The organism is Caulobacter mirabilis, assembly GCF_002749615.1.
GTDB lineage: Bacteria > Pseudomonadota > Alphaproteobacteria > Caulobacterales > Caulobacteraceae > Caulobacter > Caulobacter mirabilis.
In genome coordinates, this window is sequence record NZ_CP024201.1 from 4,170,355 (window position 1) to 4,184,631 (window position 14,277).

Here is a 14,277-nt window from a genome sequence, read left to right on the forward strand (position 1 = left end):
GCAGGGAGAGATACGGATGGGACGTCTGACGGGCCGCGCGGCCATCGTCACCGGCGCGGCGAGCGGCATCGGCCGCGCCAGCGCCGAACTCTTCGCCAACGAGGGGGCTCTCGTGCTGGCCGTCGACCGGCCGGGCGCGAACCTGGCCTTCGAGCACGGCGCGATCGAGACCCTGGCGGCCGACATCGGCGAGGACGCCTCGCCCGCCGCCATCGTCGCGGCGGCGATCCAGGCCTTCGGGCGGCTGGACATCGTCTACAACAACGCCGGCGTCTCCGGATCCACCCCGGTCGGCGAAACCAGCGACGAGGCCTTCGACCGGCAGCTGTCGATCAACCTGCGCGCCGGGTTCCGGATCTCGCGGGAGGCGGTCCCGTATCTGGTGAAATCGCCGGCCGGGCGACTGATCTTCACCGCCTCGATCATGGCGCGGCACACCGACAACGGCCTGGTGGCCTACTCGGCCTCCAAGGCCGGCGTCGTCGGGATGATGCGGACCTTCGCCCTGGAGCTGGGCCGGCATGGGGTGACCAGCAACGCCATCCTGCCCGGCGCCATCGCCACCGGCATGACCGCCGCCAGCTTCCAGCATGAGGACGTGGCCGCGGTCTGGGCCAAGAAGGCGGCGTTGAAGCGCCTGGGCCAGCCGATCGACATCGCCCGCGCCGCCCTGTTCCTGGCCTCCGACGACGGCGGCTTCGTCACCGGCCAGGCGCTGGGGGTGGACGGAGGCCTGATGTTGCGCGTTTGATGCGCGCATGCAGACCGCCGTTCTCGTCGCCCTCGCAGCCCTGGCCTGGATGGGTCAGGGCACGCCTACAACCGATCAGGGCCGCGCTCCGCGAGTGGTCGACTTTCACGCCTGCGACGTCGACCTGAACGTCACCGACCCCGATCCGGCAGGTCTCAACATTCGCATGGGACCTAGCAGCGCCACCGGCAGGCTGACTGCGCTCGTTCCGCAAGGCGAATGGATCCAGGTCCATGTCATCGGCCAGACTGAGGACTGGTATCAGATCGACCGCGCCGTCGCGGTGACCGACGGGGAAGAGACCGCCGAGCGCGTGCTGTTCGAAGGGACTGGCTGGGTGCACGCTAGCAAGGTCGGCGACGTCGATCTGAACGCAGGGGCGGAGATTCTCGACAGGCCAGGCGGCAAAGTGATCCTCCGGGCTCCGCTCGACGGCAGCGCACCGCCGCCCTACCGCATCACCGGCTGCACGGGCCGTTATCTGAAGCTGGAGATGGAAGGCCGCGCCGGCTTCACCACCGGCTGGTGCGCCAACCAGCGCACAACATGCAGCTAGCCTACTTCGCCAGCACCGCGATGACCTTGCCGCCCTTGGCGGCCTGGACGATCACCACCGTCTCCAGTCCCTCGACATGGGCGACGGGCAGACGGTAGGCGGTCGGCTTGCCGCGCCAGGCGCCCAGGCGGACGACCTCGCGCACGACGTTGCGCTGGACCAGGGTCTGGCCGCGGTTGTCGCCCTTCTTCGGCGTGACCTCCTGCTCGCGCGGATCGTAGCGGATCATCCAGACGTCGGCGCCGCCGCGCGGGACCGGGCCGCTGCCGACGGCGGCGCGGTTGGTCCCCAGGAACTGGGTGTCCGGCGGATCCATGGCCCGGCGGGCCGCCTGGTCGACCAGCGGCTCGATACGGTCGGGGCGCACGCCGGAAATCTGCGCCCGGCCGTCGATGACGATCTGAGGGGTGTAGACCTCGGCCACCTCGAGGCGGTGGGCGTAGGCGCGCTGGCGCTCGGCGAACTCGGGCTTGGCGAAGGTGTCGGGCCAGCCGAGATAGTCCCAGTAGTCGACCGCGAAGGTCAGGGCCAGGACGTCGTCCCGCTGGGCCAGATCGGAGACCAGGGCGTTGGCCTTGCCGCAGGACGAGCAGCCCTGGGCGGTGAACAGCTCGACCACCACGGGCGGCCGGGCGAACGCCGGCGCGGCGGCCGACGTGCAGAGCAGCAGGAGAAGGGAAAGGGCGACGGAACGCATGCCGCCGCACTTAAGCGAAGAAGGCGGGGCGGCGCGTTTCACGAGGCCGTGAAGCGCGCCGCCCTCCATCAGTTAGGCTTCGCCCTTGGCCAAGTGGCGCAGGACGTACGGCATCACGCCGCCGGCCTGGAAGTATTCCAGCTCGGTCGGGCCATCGATGCGGCAGCGCACCGGGAAGCGGGCGATGCGGCCGTCCGACGGACGGTACAGCTCGACAATCAGCTGCTTGCGGGGCGCGAGGTCCTGCAGGCCACGGATCGAGACGATCTCCTCGCCGGTCAGGCCCAGGCGTTGCCAGCCTTCCGACAGGAACTGCAGCGGAAGCACGCCCATCTGGACGAGGTTCGAACGGTGGATCCGCTCGAAGCTCTCGGCGATGACGGCGCGGATGCCGAGCAGCTTGGCGCCCTTGGCCGCCCAGTCGCGCGAGGAGCCGGTGCCGTATTCCTTGCCCGCGAACACGACGGCCGGACGGCCCTCATGCTCGTAGCGCATGGCGGCGTCGTAGATCGCCATCGTCTCGCCGGACGGGAAGTGCTTGGTCACCCCGCCTTCGATTTCCGGCGTGATCTTGTTGCGGATGCGGATGTTGGCGAAGGTGCCGCGCATCATGACTTCGTGGTTGCCGCGGCGGGCGCCGTAGCTGTTGAAGTCCTCGAAGCGGACCTGACGCTCGCTGAGGTACTGGCCGGCGGGCGAGGTCTTCTTGATCGAACCGGCCGGGCTGATGTGGTCGGTGGTGATCGAGTCGCCGAAGACGCCCAGGATGCGCGCCTCGATGATGTCCTTCACCGCCGCCGGCGTCATGGACATGCCTTCGAAGTACGGCGGGTTCTGGACGTAGGTCGAGCCGACGTCCCAGCTGTAGGTCTGGCCGCCCTCGACCTTGATCGCCTGCCAGTGCTTGTCGCCCTTGAAGACGTCGCCGTAGCGCTTGGCGAACATCTCGCTGGTGACCGACTTGCGCTGCAGGTCGGCGATGTCCTTCGACGAGGGCCAGATGTCCTTCAGGAAGACGTCGTTGCCCTTCTTGTCCTGGCCGATCGGCTGGGTCGCCAGATCGATACGCATCGAGCCGGCCAGGGCGTAGGCCACCACCAGCGGCGGCGAGGCCAGGTAGTTGGCGCGGACGTCCGGGTTCACCCGTCCTTCGAAGTTGCGGTTGCCCGACAGCACCGAGCAGGCGACCAGGTCGGCTTCGTTGACGGCGGCGCTGATGGCCTCCGGCAGCGGACCCGAGTTGCCGATGCAGGTGGTGCAGCCGTAGCCGACCAGGTTGAAGCCCAGGGCGTCGAGGTGCTTCTGCAGACCGGCCTTGGCCAGGTAGTCGGTGACCACCTGCGAGCCGGGGGCCAGCGAGGTCTTCACCCACGGCTTCACCTTCAGGCCCTTGGCGACCGCGTTCTTGGCCAGCAGGCCGGCGGCGATCAGGACGCTGGGGTTGGAGGTGTTGGTGCAGCTGGTGATGGCCGCGATGACCACGTCGCCGTGGCCGACATCGAAGCTCTCGCCCTTCACCGGCTCGCGGCGATCGGTCTGCTCCTTCTTGCCGAACTCGTCGGCCAGCGCGGTCTCGAAGGCGCCGGCGGCGTCGGTCAGCAGCACGCGGTCCTGGGGACGCTTCGGGCCGGCCAGCGACGACTGGACGTCGGCGAGGTCGAGCTCCAGCACGTCGGTGAAGACGGGCTCCGGCGCTTCCGGATCGTGCCACAGACCCTGAGCCTTGGCGTAGGCCTCGACCAGGTTCACGCGGGCGGCGTCACGGTTGGTGGCGCGCAGGTAGTCGATGGTGGCTTGCGACACCGGGAAGAATCCGCAGGTGGCGCCGTATTCCGGAGCCATGTTGGCGATGGTCGCCTGGTCTTCCAGGGTCAGGCCCGACAGGCCTGAGCCGAAGAACTCCACGAACTTGCCGACGACGCCCTTCTTGCGGAGCATCTGGGTGACGGTCAGCACCAGGTCGGTGGCGGTCGCGCCCTCCGGCAGGGCGCCGGTCAGGCGGAAGCCGATCACTTCCGGGATCAGCATCGGGATGGCTTGGCCGAGCATCGCGGCCTCGGCCTCGATGCCGCCCACGCCCCAGCCCAGGACCGACAGGCCGTTGATCATGGTGGTGTGCGAATCGGTGCCGACCACGGTGTCCGGGTAGGCGACGTCATGCTCGAGACCGGCGTCGCTGTTGGTCCAGACGGTCTGGGCCAGGTATTCCAGGTTCACCTGGTGGCAGATGCCGGTGCCCGGGGGCACGACGCGGAAGTTGTTGAAGGCCGACGAGCCCCAGCGCAGGAAGCGGTAGCGCTCGATGTTGCGCTCGTATTCCTTGTCGACGTTCTCGCCGTAGGCCTTGGCGTTGCCGAAGTAGTCGACCATCACCGAGTGGTCGATGACCAGGTCGACGGGGATCAGCGGGTTGATCTTGGTCGGGTCGGCGCCCAGGCCGTTCATGGCGTCGCGCATGGCGGCCAGGTCGACGACGGCGGGAACGCCGGTGAAGTCCTGCATCAGCACGCGGGCCGGGCGGAAGCTGATCTCGTGCTCGACGGAGCCCTTGTTCTGCAGCCAGGCGGCGATCGCCTTGATGTCGCCGTCGGTGGTGTCGACGCCGTTCTCGTTGCGCAGCTGGTTCTCGAGCAGGATCTTCATCGAGACCGGCAGCTGAGAAATTCCCTGAAGACCGGCTTCTTCCGCGGCGCTCAGGCTGTAGTAGACGTAGGACGTCCCGCCGACCGAAAGTGTGCGGCGGGTTTGAAGGCTGTCGATAGACGCCATTAGCGGAGAGTCCTTTCCTGTTCACGGCCGCCCGAAAACCACTTCCGGGATCGCGCGCTCGGAGGGGACACACAGCGTCCCGCCCGGCGCGGCGGACGTCCGCGCGCGGACGCGCGGGGCCGTTGGCCGGGTCCATAGCGCGCGTTTGCGGCTACGTCCATGCACGCGTCATGGTCTTTGCGAGGCGCTCGCAGGTAGACGCATGATTTCGCGAATCCTTGTCCAAGATGTCGCGATCCGGCGCGGCGAACGCCTGCTTTTCCAAGGGCTGAGCTTTACTGTCTCAGCTGGTGAGGCGGTGGCCCTGACGGGTCGAAACGGCGCCGGGAAGACCAGCCTGCTGCGGGCCGTCGCCGGTCTGTTGAGACCGGCGGCGGGCTCGGTCGCCTTCGAGGGCGGCGAGGCCGACGCGCCGCCGGGAAGCCATCTGCACCTGCTCGGCCACCTGGACGGGCTCAAGGGCGGCCGCACCGCCTGGGAGGAGCTGCGCTTCGCCGCCCTGTGGCAGGGCGGGACCGAAGCCTCGGCCCGCGAGGCGGCATCCGCGCTGGAGCTGGACCGCCTGCTCGACCTCGAGGTGCGCAAGCTGTCGGCCGGTCAACGGCGGCGGCTGGCCCTGGCCCGGCTGCTGGCGGCGCCGCGGGCGGCCTGGCTGCTGGATGAGCCGCTGGCTCCGCTCGATTCGGTCTGGCGGGCGCGGACGGGCGAACTGATGGCCGCGCACCTGGCGCGAGGCGGCATGATCCTGGCCGCCGTCCACGATCCCCTGCCCGTTCCCGCCCGCGCGGTGGAGGTGGGAGCATGAGGGCGCTGGCCGTCCTGCTCGGCCGCGAGCTGGCCCTGGCCTGGGGCCGGGGCGGCGGACCGCTGCCGGCGCTGGCCTTCTACGCCGGCATGACCACCCTGCTGCCGTTCGCGATCGGGTCGGAGACCGCGCGGCTGGCCGTGATCGCGCCGGGTTTCGCCTGGCTGGCCCTGGCCCTGGCCTCGCTGCTGTCGCTGGAGCGGCTGTTCGAGCGCGACTTCGACGACGGGACGCTGGACCTGCTGGCCCTGGGCGAACCGCCGCTGGAGCTGGTTTGCGCCGTCAAATGCCTGGCCCAGTGGCTGGCCATGGGCCTGCCCCTGGCCGTCGCCGCCCCGATCGCGGCGGTGATGCTGGGCGCCCCGCCGAGCCTGACGCCGCTGGTGTTCGCCTGCGCCGTCACCGGCGGACTGGCCTTCGCCTTCGCCGGCGGGCTGGGCGCGGCCCTGGTCCTGGGCAGCCGGCGCGGCGGCCTGCTGATCGCGGTCATCGTGCTGCCGCTGTTCTCGCCGCCGGTGGTGTTCGGCGGCGGCGCGCTCAGCCAGTTCGTCGCCGGTCTGCCATGGACCGGCGGCTTCGCCCTGCTGGCCGCCTGGACCGCGGCCGCCGTGGCCCTGGGCCCGATCGCGATGGCCGCCGCCTGCCGCAACGCCATCGACTGACGCCGTCTTTGGCGGATGCGTCAAAACTGAAACAAATCACTGTTCTCCCGACAAACGCGAGCCACATGGGCGGTGCAGGGTTCCGGCCTCGACCAACACGGAACCCGACCATGACGACCACTCCCGCCAAAGCCGCGCTGCTCGCCGGCGTCCTGTCCCTCGCCGGCTTCGCCGCCGCGTCGGCCGCCACGCCCCCGGCTCCGCCTCCGCCTGGCGCGCCCGACGTCAAGGTCGAGCGCCGCGTGATGATGAAGCGCGTCGGTCCCGACGGCGCGGCGATGCGCATGCACCGCGACCCCGAGGCCCGCGCCCAACGCATGCGCGACGTGCTGCAGCTGACCCCGCAGCAGGAGCCCGCCCTGCAGGCCTTCCTGACCGCGATGAAGCCGGAGATGCGCATGGAGCGCCGTGAGCGCCCGGCCGCCGACGCGCCCAAGCCCGCCCCGCTGACCACGCCGGAGCGCCTGGACAAGCAGCTGGAGCGGATGGCCAAGCGCCAGGAAGCCTTCACCAAGCGCGCCACGGCGACCAAGACCTTCTACGCCCAGCTGTCGCCGTCGCAGAAGAAGGCCTTCGACGCCCTTCACCGCGGCGGACGCGGCGACAGTCCGCGCGTCCGGATGTTCCGCCACGGCGGTCCGGGTGGTCCCGGCCCGATGGTCATGGGCGCCGTCGCCCAGCCTCAGGCTTCGGCTGAAACCGTCGCGGCCGGCGACCTGGCGAAGACCCTCGTCATCTCGGGCGACGAGAGCATCGACCTGGCGATGCTCGACGACGGCCTGTTCGACGAGGCGCTGTTCCTCGACGAAGACTTCTGATCAGGCTGGCCACCCGGCTGAGTTGAGCTAGGGTGGCCCTATGCTGTTCAAGCAAGCCACGCTGGACGCCATCGCCGAGGGCCGGGTCGACCTGGCCTTCCGGCGCTGGCGTCGGCCAACCGTCAAGGCCGGCGGGACGCTGACCACGCCGGTCGGCGTCCTGACCATCGACGCGGTCGCGCCTGTCGATGTCTCGGCGATCGCCGAGGCCGACGCGGCCCGGGCCGGCTTCCCGACCCTCGCCGCCCTTCATCGCGAACTCGACGGCCGGGAGGGCGACCTCTTCCGGATCGCCTTCCACCGCTCCGGCGTCGACCCGCGCATCGCCCTGCGCGACGCCGTCCCGCTCGACGCGACCATCGTTCTCGCGAAGCTGGCCGACATGGACCGCCGCCACGGCGCGCCCTGGACCCTGATCACCCTGCGCCTCATCGCCGAGCGGCCGGGCGTGCGCGCCGGAGACCTGGCCGCGGCGCTCGGCGAGCCCGAGCTGCTTGCCTTCAAGACCCGGGTGCGCCGGCTCAAGGCCCTGGGCCTGACCGAGAGCCTGGAGGTCGGCTATCGCCTCTCGCCGCGGGGGGCGGCGACGCTCGCCCTTGCACCCCCGCCGACGCCGCCGTAAGGCGTGCCGCATCATGTTCGCCTTCCTCGCCAACCCTGATCGGTTCATGGCCTTCTCGCGCTGGGCCGCACCGATGTTCGGCGCGCTGGCCGCGGGCCTGATCGCCGTGGGGCTGTGGTTCGGCTTTGTCGCGCCCGAGGACTACCAGCAGGGCGACACCGTGCGGATCATGTTCGTGCATGTCCCGGCCGCCTGGCTGTCGATGTTCGTCTACCTGTGCCTGGGCGTCGCCAGCTTCCTGGCCCTGGTCTTCCGCCACGCCCTGGCCGACGCCGCCGCCAAGGCCGCCGCCCCTCTGGGCGCCGGCTTCACCGCCCTGGCCCTGGTCACCGGCTCGCTGTGGGGCAAGCCGATGTGGGGGACCTGGTGGGTGTGGGACGCGCGCCTGACCTCGGTGCTGGTGCTGTTCCTGTTCTATCTGGCCTACATCGCCCTGCGCGCCTCGATCGACGACGAGACCAAGGGCGGCCGCGCCGCCGCCATCCTGGCCCTGGTCGGGCTGGTGAACCTGCCGATCGTGAAGTTCTCCGTCGACTGGTGGAACAGCCTGCACCAGGGCGCTTCGGTGATCCGCGCCGACGGGCCGGCGATGACGTCGGACTACCTGATCCCGCTGCTGTTGATGGGCCTGGGCTACATGTCCGCCTTCGGCGCGTTGTGGCTGGTGCGCATCCGCGCCGAGGTGATGCGCCGCCGCGCCAACATCCTGGCCCTGCGGGCTGCGGAGGCCTGATGCTCGACTTCGACGCCGGCAAATACGCCCTCTACGTCTGGCCCGCCTACGCCGTGTCGGCGGCGGTGTTCGTGTGGATGATCGCCGACAGCCTGCTGCGCGCCCGCCGCTGGCGGGAGGAGCTGGAACGCCGCAAGGACGACCGCGCGTGAGGCGCTGGCTGGCCTTCGTTCCTCTGGCCGCCCTGTTGGCGCTGGGCGTGCTGTTCGTCGGCTACAGCCTGAAGCGCAATCCGCAGGTCCAGCCCGAGGCCACGGTCGGCAAGCCCATGCCGCAGCTGACTCTGCCCTCGCTCGACGACGGCCGGCCGATCGCCCTGGCCGAGGCGGCCAAGGGACCGGTGCTGGTCAACTTCTTCGCCTCCTGGTGCGCGCCCTGCGAGATCGAGCACCCGGTGCTGGTCGGGCTGAAGCGCGAGGGCGTCGCCGTGGTCGGAATCGCCTACAAGGACGCGCCCGAGAACACCCGCGCCTTCCTAGGCCGGCTGGGCGACCCCTTCTCGGCCCGGCTGGTCGACCGCGACGGCCGCGCGGGCCTGGAGTTCGGCGTCACCGGCGTGCCGGAGACCTACCTGATCGGGGCCGACGGCCGCATCCTGGCCAAGCACACCGGACCGCTGACGCCCGAGGACGCCCGCAAGCTGCTCGCCAAGGCGCGTTAACGACGGCTTCACGCGAACGCCCGAATGCTGCTAGGGCGTTAACCATGTTCGGAAGCCGCCGCCCGTGACCGCCGTCCGCCCGCCCAACTGGCCGACCGTCCAGCCCGCCTCCTCCGGCGGGACCGGCGGCGCGCGCACGGCGGCGCAGAAGGCCTTCTTCGAGGCGGCGCTCGGCCGGGCCGGCGCGGCCCAGGCTCCGGCGACCCAGACGCCGGTCGTCCGCGCCCAGACCATGCCGCAGCCGGCCGCCGAACGGGTGCGGAGCACCTTCGTGCAGCAGACCGCCGAACAGCCGCAGAAGATCCTGCGGCCCGGCTCGATCATCGACATCAAGGTCTAGAAACGCCGTGCGTCCCGGCGAAGGCCGGGACCCAGGTCGAAGGTCGCATCCCATCCGGCGATGCTCGGGCCGAGGACGCTCGGGCCGGGACTGGACCCCGGCTTTCGCCGGGGCGCTCGGGCAGGAATCAGGCCGCCGCTTCGGCGACGATCACGTCGCCCTTGGCCTTCTTGTCCTTCTTTTTCTTCTTCTCGCCCTTGCCGGCCTTGGGCGGCTTGTCGGTCTTGGCCTTCTTGGTCGGGGCGACGCCCGAGGCCAGGATGGCGACCGCTTCCAGGAAGGCGTCGCGCTTGCCCTTGGGCAGCAGAGCCAGCAGGCGGCCGTCGGCGGCCCCGGCCTTGGGCCCCGTCTCCTCCAGCGCCAGGCGGCCGGCGTCGGTCAGGCGCACGGCGTTGGCGCGGGCGTCCAGGTTGGAGCGTTCGCGGGCCAGCAGCCCCTTGTCGAGCATGCGGGCGACCATGTCGGCCAGGGTCGAGCGGTCGACGCCGGTGGCGGCCACCAGATCGGCCTGGGCCGCGCCCTCGCGCGCCGCGACAGCGGCCAGCACGGCGTGCTGGCGTTGCGTGATCGCGCCTGCGCCGGCTTCCTCGGCATAGAAATCCATGGCCCGCTGGGCCGCGCGATGAAGCAGGTGACCGACCGAAGCCTCGACGGTCACGATACGCTTAGCGGCCTTGTCCTTCGCCATGGCAAAATCCCCTCCGGCTGAGCGGTGCGGACCGTAGCGAGGATACACGACGGTTTGACGACGGACGATCCGAACTCTGTCAGACGCCGGGATCGGGGGGCTCGGGCGCGGCGTCCTTTTCCTCCGGCTTCTCCATATGCTTCATCATGAAGGGCACCTGGGTGATGGAGAAGACCAGCGCCAGCGGCAGGACGGCGATGCGGAAGCCGACCCAGAACTCGTTGCTCTGGGTGCGCCAGACGATCTCGTTGGCGACGGCGATAGCGATGAAGTAGAGGCCATAGCGGACGCTCAGCGTGCGCCAGGCGGCATCGGCCATGCGGATGCTGTCGCCGAGCAGCAGCTTCAGCGGGTTCTTGCCCAGGGCCACCCCGCCCAGCAGCGCCGCGGCGAAGGCCGCATTCTGGAAGCTGAGCTTCATCTTCACGAACGCCTCGTCGTGGAAGATCAGCGTCAGGCCGCCGAAGACGATGGCGAAGATGCCGGCGATCAGCGGCAGCGGCGCGATCCGCCGCTCGACCACATAGCCGACGATCAGCGCCAGCACCGAGGCGGCGACCAGCACGCCGGTGGCCAGCAGCATGTTCTTGCCAAAGCCGAAGAAGGCGATCGCGAAGGCTATGGGCGCGCCGTAGTCCACGGCGGTGCGGACCCAGCGGGCCGATGATCCGGTCATGAGGGTCTCAGTTCTCCAGGCCGACCAGCGAGCGCGAGAACGCCCGGGCGTCGAAAGGTTGCAGGTCGTCGATCCCTTCGCCGACCCCGATCAGCTTGATCGGCGAGTCCGAGGCGTGGGCGACGGGGACCAGCACGCCGCCGCGGGCGGTGCCGTCCAGCTTGGTCATGACGATGCCGGACACCCCGACCTGGTTGCCGAAGATCTTCTCCTGGGCCAGGGCGTTGCGGCCGACGGTGGCGTCGAGCACCAGCAGGGTCTCGTGCGGGGCCTCGGCGTCGACCTTCTTGACCACGCGGATGACCTTCAGAAGCTCGTTCATCAGGTCCTGCTTGTTCTGCAGGCGGCCGGCGGTGTCGATCAGCACGACGTCGTAGCCCTCGGCCTTGCCCTTCTCGACCGCCTCGAAGGCCAGGGCGGCGCTGTCGGACCCGGTCGGCTTGCTGAGAAAGTCGGCGCCGGCGCGCTCGGCCCAGACCTTGAGCTGCTCGACAGCGGCGGCGCGGAAGGTGTCGCCGGCGGCGATCAGCACCTTGGCGCCCTTGGCGCGCAGGTCGGCGGCGATCTTGCCCAGGGTGGTCGTCTTGCCCGAGCCGTTCACGCCCACGAACATCACCACATAGGGGCGCGGACCCGACAGCGGATCGAACTCGCCCTGACGAGGCGTCAGCTCGGCGGCCACGGCCTCGGCCAGGGCTTCCTTGACCTCATCCTCGCTCGACGCCTTGCCGAAGCGGGCCTTGCCGAAGGCCTCGGCGATGCGGGCCGCCGCGTGCGGACCGAGATCGGCCTCGATCAGCATCTCCTCGAGCTGGTCGAGCTGCTCCTGGTCGAGCGGCTTCTTGGTGAAGCTGGTCGCGACCTGCGTGACCTGCTCGGTCATCTCGCGAGAGGTCCGCGAGAGTCCGGCGGTCAGCCGCTGGAACCAGCCTTTCTTCTGTTCTGCCATGAACAGCGCTCTTAGCGGGTCGCACTCCCGCAGTCACGCGCATCAGGCTACACAGGGGCGCATGACCGCGCTCGACTGGGCCTTCGTCGTCTTCGACTACGCCGCCGTGGCCGTGTTCGGCGCCACCGGCGCGCTGGCGGCCGCCCGACGCAAGGAAGACATCGTCACCTTCGCCTTCTTCGCGGCGATCACCGGCGTCGGCGGCGGCACGCTGCGCGACCTGCTCATCGGGGCGCCGGTGTTCTGGGTCAATTCGCCGGGCTACCTGATCGTCTGCGTGCTGGCCGCGCTGGCGGTCTGGGTCGTGGGCGAGCGGACCTGGCGCTATTTCGCCCTGCTGTGGCTCGACGCGGTCGGCCTGTCCGCCTACGCCATCGTCGGCGCGGCCAAGGCCCTGACCATGGGCGTGCATCCGGTCTCGGCCGTGGTCATGGGCGTGCTGACGGCGACCTTCGGCGGCGTGATCCGCGACGTCCTGGCCGTGGCCCCCTCGGTGCTGCTGCGCCGGGAGCTGTACGTCAGCTGCGCCCTGGCCGGGGCGGCGGTGTTCGTGATCCTGACCTGGTTCGGCCTCAACAACCTGGTCGCCAGCGGCGCCGGCTTCCTGAGCGCGTTCGCCATCCGCGCCGGCGCGATCCGCTACGGCTGGGCGCTGCGAGGCTTCCCGGGGAAGGACAAGCCGGGGGGATAGGCGCGGGGACATGCTCCCGCAGGGTGCGTGTCCCCCAGACCGGAACACGCAGGACGGGGACACGCACCACTTCGCGGAGCATGTCCCCGGTCGAGCACGCCCTTACCGCTCCGGCCAGGTCTCGGTGTCGTGGTCGGGATGCTGGTTGGAGACGATGCCGGCGTAATGCGCCGCCCCGGCCTGGCCCTCGCTGAGGTCCCGCACCGGGATCTCGCCGACATGGTCGATCCAGCCCTGCCGCGCCTCGGGCGACAGCTGGAGGCTGGGCGGCGCGACGCCCGGGTCGTCGAGGGCGAAGATCGACAGGTCGATCCAGTCTCCGGCGTACTCGAAGGTCAGCGGCGTGCCGCAGTCGCCGCAGAAGCCGCGCTGGACCTTGTTGGAGCTGGCGAACCGCCTGGGATCGCCGCGCGTCCAGGTCACCTCGGCGATCCGCGCCGAGACCAGCGCCCCGAACGGACCGCCGAACGCCTTCTGGCACATGCGGCAATGGCAGATGGAGGCGCGGCCGAGCTTGCCGACGACGGTGAAGCGGACGGCCCCGCACTGGCAGCCGCCGCTGAACATCACGCCAGCTCCGCCGTGACGCGGGTCCCGTCGACGCCGGTCACCCGCATGGCGACGATCTCGCCCTGGGGCGCCTCGCCGGTGAACACGATCTCGGTGAAATCGTCGGCGCGGGCGAAGCCTTCGCGCTCGACCAAGCCGTTCAGCACGCGGCCGACCTGACGCTCCAGGTGGCGTTGCAGCGCGGCGTCGCCGGCCTGGCGCAGGCGGCGGGCGCGGTCCTTGATCACCGGCCCCTTCACCGGCGGCATCCGGGCGGCCGGGGTGCCCGGACGGGCGCTGTAGGGGAAGACGTGCAGGAAGCTGAGGCCCGCCTCCTCGACCAGCTTCAGGGTGTTCTCGAACGCCGCCTCGCTCTCGGTCGGGAAGCCGGCGATCAGGTCGGCGCCGAAGGCGGTGTCCGGGCGCACGGCCCGCACGCTCTCGACCAGCTTCAGGGCGTCGGCGCGCAGATGGCGGCGCTTCATCCGCTTCAGGATCAGGTCGTCGCCGGCCTGCAGCGACAGGTGCAGGTAGGGCATCAGCCGCGGCTCTTCCGCCAGGCAGCGCATCAGGTCCGGGTCGATCTCGGCCGCGTCGATCGACGACAGGCGCAGGCGCGGCAGGGTCGGGACCAGCTTGAGGATGCGCGACACCAGCTGGCCCAGCGTCGGCTGGCCGGGCAGGTCCAGGCCCCAGCTGGTGATGTCGACGCCGGTCAGCACCACCTCGCGGTAGCCCTCGGCGGTCAGGCGGCGGACCTGCTCGACGATCTCGCCAGCGGCGGCGCTGCGGCTGTTCCCGCGGCCGTAGGGGATGATGCAGAAGGTGCAGCGGTGGTCGCAGCCGTTCTGGACCTCGACATAGGCCCGCGCCCGGTCCTTCAGCCCGTCGACCAGATGGCCGGCGGTCTCGCGCACCGACATGATGTCGTTGACCCGCACCCGCGCCGAGGTGTCGGCCAGGGCGCCCGGCGCGGCCTTCTCGGCGTTGCCCAGGACCAGATCGACCTCGGGCATGGCGGCGAAGGCCTGCGGATCGATCTGGGCGGCGCAGCCGGTGACGATCAGCCGGGCTCCCGGCCGCTCGCGGCGGGCCTTGCGGATCGCCTGGCGCGCCTGGCGCACGGCCTCGTTGGTCACCGCGCAGGTGTTGAACACGACCGCGTCGGCCAGCCCGTCCGCCTCGGCGCGGGCGCGGATGGCCTCGCTCTCGTAGGCGTTCAGCCGGCAGCCGAAGGTGACAACCTCGACGTCGTCCGGCGCGGCGGGAATGGGGGCGGAAGCGGTCATGGCTCAGAACGAAGACGGGCG

Annotated in this window: 18 protein-coding genes; 11 read left to right on the forward strand and 7 right to left on the reverse strand. The window is 70.5% G+C overall.

Annotated elements, in window-relative coordinates; translation table 11 throughout:
- Positions 1-16: 16 nt before the first annotated feature.
- Positions 17-751 carry an SDR family NAD(P)-dependent oxidoreductase gene (locus CSW64_RS19805; protein WP_099623716.1) on the forward strand — a complete coding sequence of 245 codons (735 nt, stop codon included), beginning with the start codon at positions 17-19 and terminating at the stop codon, positions 749-751.
- Positions 752-758: 7 nt separating this feature from the next.
- Positions 759-1,307 (forward strand): SH3 domain-containing protein, encoded by a 549-nt coding sequence (locus CSW64_RS19810; RefSeq protein ID WP_099623717.1) that lies wholly within the window; start codon positions 759-761, stop codon positions 1,305-1,307.
- 1 nt (position 1,308) lies between these two features.
- Here the strand turns inward: CSW64_RS19810 and CSW64_RS19815 are convergent, their stop codons facing one another.
- Entirely contained in the window at positions 1,309-2,004 is a 696-nt protein-coding gene (locus CSW64_RS19815; protein ID WP_099624365.1) for a DUF1223 domain-containing protein, read from the reverse strand.
- Positions 2,005-2,076: 72 nt separating this feature from the next.
- On the reverse strand, positions 2,077-4,773 hold the full coding sequence (gene acnA, locus CSW64_RS19820; RefSeq protein ID WP_099623718.1) for an aconitate hydratase AcnA: 2,697 nt from the start codon (positions 4,771-4,773) through the stop codon (positions 2,077-2,079).
- Positions 4,774-4,975: 202 nt separating this feature from the next.
- Here acnA and ccmA point away from each other — a divergent pair, with 202 nt between their 5' ends.
- From ccmA to CSW64_RS19860, 8 genes are all read left to right on the forward strand, one after another.
- Complete coding sequence (ccmA, locus tag CSW64_RS19825; RefSeq protein WP_099623719.1) at positions 4,976-5,578, forward strand: heme ABC exporter ATP-binding protein CcmA; 603 nt, start codon at positions 4,976-4,978, stop codon at positions 5,576-5,578.
- Positions 5,575-6,240: a heme exporter protein CcmB gene (ccmB, locus tag CSW64_RS19830; RefSeq protein WP_099623720.1), complete on the forward strand. Its 666-nt coding sequence runs from the start codon at positions 5,575-5,577 to the stop codon at positions 6,238-6,240. The genes ccmA and ccmB overlap by 4 nt, the downstream gene beginning before the upstream one ends.
- 110 nt (positions 6,241-6,350) lie before the next feature.
- Entirely contained in the window at positions 6,351-7,058 is a 708-nt protein-coding gene (locus CSW64_RS19835) for a Spy/CpxP family protein refolding chaperone (RefSeq protein ID WP_099623721.1), read from the forward strand.
- Between the two features lie 40 nt (positions 7,059-7,098).
- Entirely contained in the window at positions 7,099-7,680 is a 582-nt protein-coding gene (locus CSW64_RS19840; protein ID WP_099623722.1) for a hypothetical protein, read from the forward strand.
- A 13-nt stretch (positions 7,681-7,693) separates the two neighbouring features.
- Positions 7,694-8,413 carry a heme ABC transporter permease gene (locus tag CSW64_RS19845; protein ID WP_099623723.1) on the forward strand — a complete coding sequence of 240 codons (720 nt, stop codon included), beginning with the start codon at positions 7,694-7,696 and terminating at the stop codon, positions 8,411-8,413.
- A complete protein-coding gene (gene ccmD / locus CSW64_RS19850; RefSeq protein ID WP_342745831.1) occupies positions 8,413-8,565 on the forward strand; it encodes a heme exporter protein CcmD in 153 nt (50 codons plus the stop codon). The genes CSW64_RS19845 and ccmD overlap by 1 nt, the downstream gene beginning before the upstream one ends.
- Entirely contained in the window at positions 8,562-9,074 is a 513-nt protein-coding gene (locus CSW64_RS19855; protein ID WP_099623724.1) for a DsbE family thiol:disulfide interchange protein, read from the forward strand. Before ccmD ends, CSW64_RS19855 begins: the two co-directional genes overlap by 4 nt.
- A gap of 64 nt (positions 9,075-9,138) precedes the next feature.
- Positions 9,139-9,414 (forward strand): hypothetical protein, encoded by a 276-nt coding sequence (locus tag CSW64_RS19860; protein ID WP_099623725.1) that lies wholly within the window; start codon positions 9,139-9,141, stop codon positions 9,412-9,414.
- A 127-nt stretch (positions 9,415-9,541) separates the two neighbouring features.
- On the opposite strand, the gene CSW64_RS19865 is transcribed toward CSW64_RS19860, so the two are convergent.
- The 3 genes from CSW64_RS19865 to ftsY all read right to left on the reverse strand — a co-directional run bounded on the left by CSW64_RS19865 (position 9,542) and on the right by ftsY (position 11,727).
- The gene (locus CSW64_RS19865) at positions 9,542-10,102 is read right to left on the reverse strand and encodes a MarR family winged helix-turn-helix transcriptional regulator (RefSeq protein WP_099623726.1); all 561 of its coding nucleotides are present in this window, start codon (positions 10,100-10,102) and stop codon (positions 9,542-9,544) included.
- A gap of 79 nt (positions 10,103-10,181) precedes the next feature.
- Positions 10,182-10,778: an inner membrane-spanning protein YciB gene (locus CSW64_RS19870; protein WP_099623727.1), complete on the reverse strand. Its 597-nt coding sequence runs from the start codon at positions 10,776-10,778 to the stop codon at positions 10,182-10,184.
- Between the two features lie 7 nt (positions 10,779-10,785).
- Positions 10,786-11,727, reverse strand: coding sequence for a signal recognition particle-docking protein FtsY (gene ftsY, locus CSW64_RS19875; RefSeq protein ID WP_099623728.1), 942 nt, complete (start codon positions 11,725-11,727; stop codon positions 10,786-10,788).
- 61 nt (positions 11,728-11,788) lie between these two features.
- Between ftsY and CSW64_RS19880 the strand changes: the two genes are divergently transcribed.
- Entirely contained in the window at positions 11,789-12,418 is a 630-nt protein-coding gene (locus CSW64_RS19880) for a trimeric intracellular cation channel family protein (protein ID WP_099623729.1), read from the forward strand.
- Between the two features lie 102 nt (positions 12,419-12,520).
- Here CSW64_RS19880 and CSW64_RS19885 read toward each other — a convergent pair whose 3' ends face one another.
- Together CSW64_RS19885 and mtaB are read right to left on the reverse strand one after the other, a co-directional pair.
- On the reverse strand, positions 12,521-12,985 hold the full coding sequence (locus tag CSW64_RS19885; RefSeq protein ID WP_425430383.1) for a GFA family protein: 465 nt from the start codon (positions 12,983-12,985) through the stop codon (positions 12,521-12,523).
- Positions 12,985-14,256, reverse strand: a complete 1,272-nt coding sequence (gene mtaB, locus CSW64_RS19890; RefSeq protein ID WP_099623731.1) for a tRNA (N(6)-L-threonylcarbamoyladenosine(37)-C(2))-methylthiotransferase MtaB — start codon at positions 14,254-14,256, stop codon at positions 12,985-12,987. Before mtaB ends, CSW64_RS19885 begins: the two co-directional genes overlap by 1 nt.
- Positions 14,257-14,277 lie beyond the last annotated feature (21 nt).

Excerpts from the sequence above, each read along its gene's own strand:
- CSW64_RS19805 (WP_099623716.1), top strand. The coding sequence starts at position 17 with ATGGGACGTCTGACGGGCCGCGCGGCCATCGTCACCGGCGCGGCGAGC.
- CSW64_RS19810 (WP_099623717.1), top strand. The coding sequence starts at position 759 with ATGCAGACCGCCGTTCTCGTCGCCCTCGCAGCCCTGGCCTGGATGGGT.
- CSW64_RS19815 (WP_099624365.1), bottom strand. The coding sequence starts at position 2,004 with ATGCGTTCCGTCGCCCTTTCCCTTCTCCTGCTGCTCTGCACGTCGGCC.
- acnA (WP_099623718.1), bottom strand. The coding sequence starts at position 4,773 with ATGGCGTCTATCGACAGCCTTCAAACCCGCCGCACACTTTCGGTCGGC.
- ccmA (WP_099623719.1), top strand. The coding sequence starts at position 4,976 with ATGATTTCGCGAATCCTTGTCCAAGATGTCGCGATCCGGCGCGGCGAA.
- ccmB (WP_099623720.1), top strand. The coding sequence starts at position 5,575 with ATGAGGGCGCTGGCCGTCCTGCTCGGCCGCGAGCTGGCCCTGGCCTGG.
- CSW64_RS19835 (WP_099623721.1), top strand. The coding sequence starts at position 6,351 with ATGACGACCACTCCCGCCAAAGCCGCGCTGCTCGCCGGCGTCCTGTCC.
- CSW64_RS19840 (WP_099623722.1), top strand. The coding sequence starts at position 7,099 with ATGCTGTTCAAGCAAGCCACGCTGGACGCCATCGCCGAGGGCCGGGTC.
- CSW64_RS19845 (WP_099623723.1), top strand. The coding sequence starts at position 7,694 with ATGTTCGCCTTCCTCGCCAACCCTGATCGGTTCATGGCCTTCTCGCGC.
- ccmD (WP_342745831.1), top strand. The coding sequence starts at position 8,413 with ATGCTCGACTTCGACGCCGGCAAATACGCCCTCTACGTCTGGCCCGCC.
- CSW64_RS19865 (WP_099623726.1), bottom strand. The coding sequence starts at position 10,102 with ATGGCGAAGGACAAGGCCGCTAAGCGTATCGTGACCGTCGAGGCTTCG.
- CSW64_RS19870 (WP_099623727.1), bottom strand. The coding sequence starts at position 10,778 with ATGACCGGATCATCGGCCCGCTGGGTCCGCACCGCCGTGGACTACGGC.
- ftsY (WP_099623728.1), bottom strand. The coding sequence starts at position 11,727 with ATGGCAGAACAGAAGAAAGGCTGGTTCCAGCGGCTGACCGCCGGACTC.
- CSW64_RS19880 (WP_099623729.1), top strand. The coding sequence starts at position 11,789 with ATGACCGCGCTCGACTGGGCCTTCGTCGTCTTCGACTACGCCGCCGTG.
- CSW64_RS19885 (WP_425430383.1), bottom strand. The coding sequence starts at position 12,985 with ATGTTCAGCGGCGGCTGCCAGTGCGGGGCCGTCCGCTTCACCGTCGTC.
- mtaB (WP_099623731.1), bottom strand. The coding sequence starts at position 14,256 with ATGACCGCTTCCGCCCCCATTCCCGCCGCGCCGGACGACGTCGAGGTT.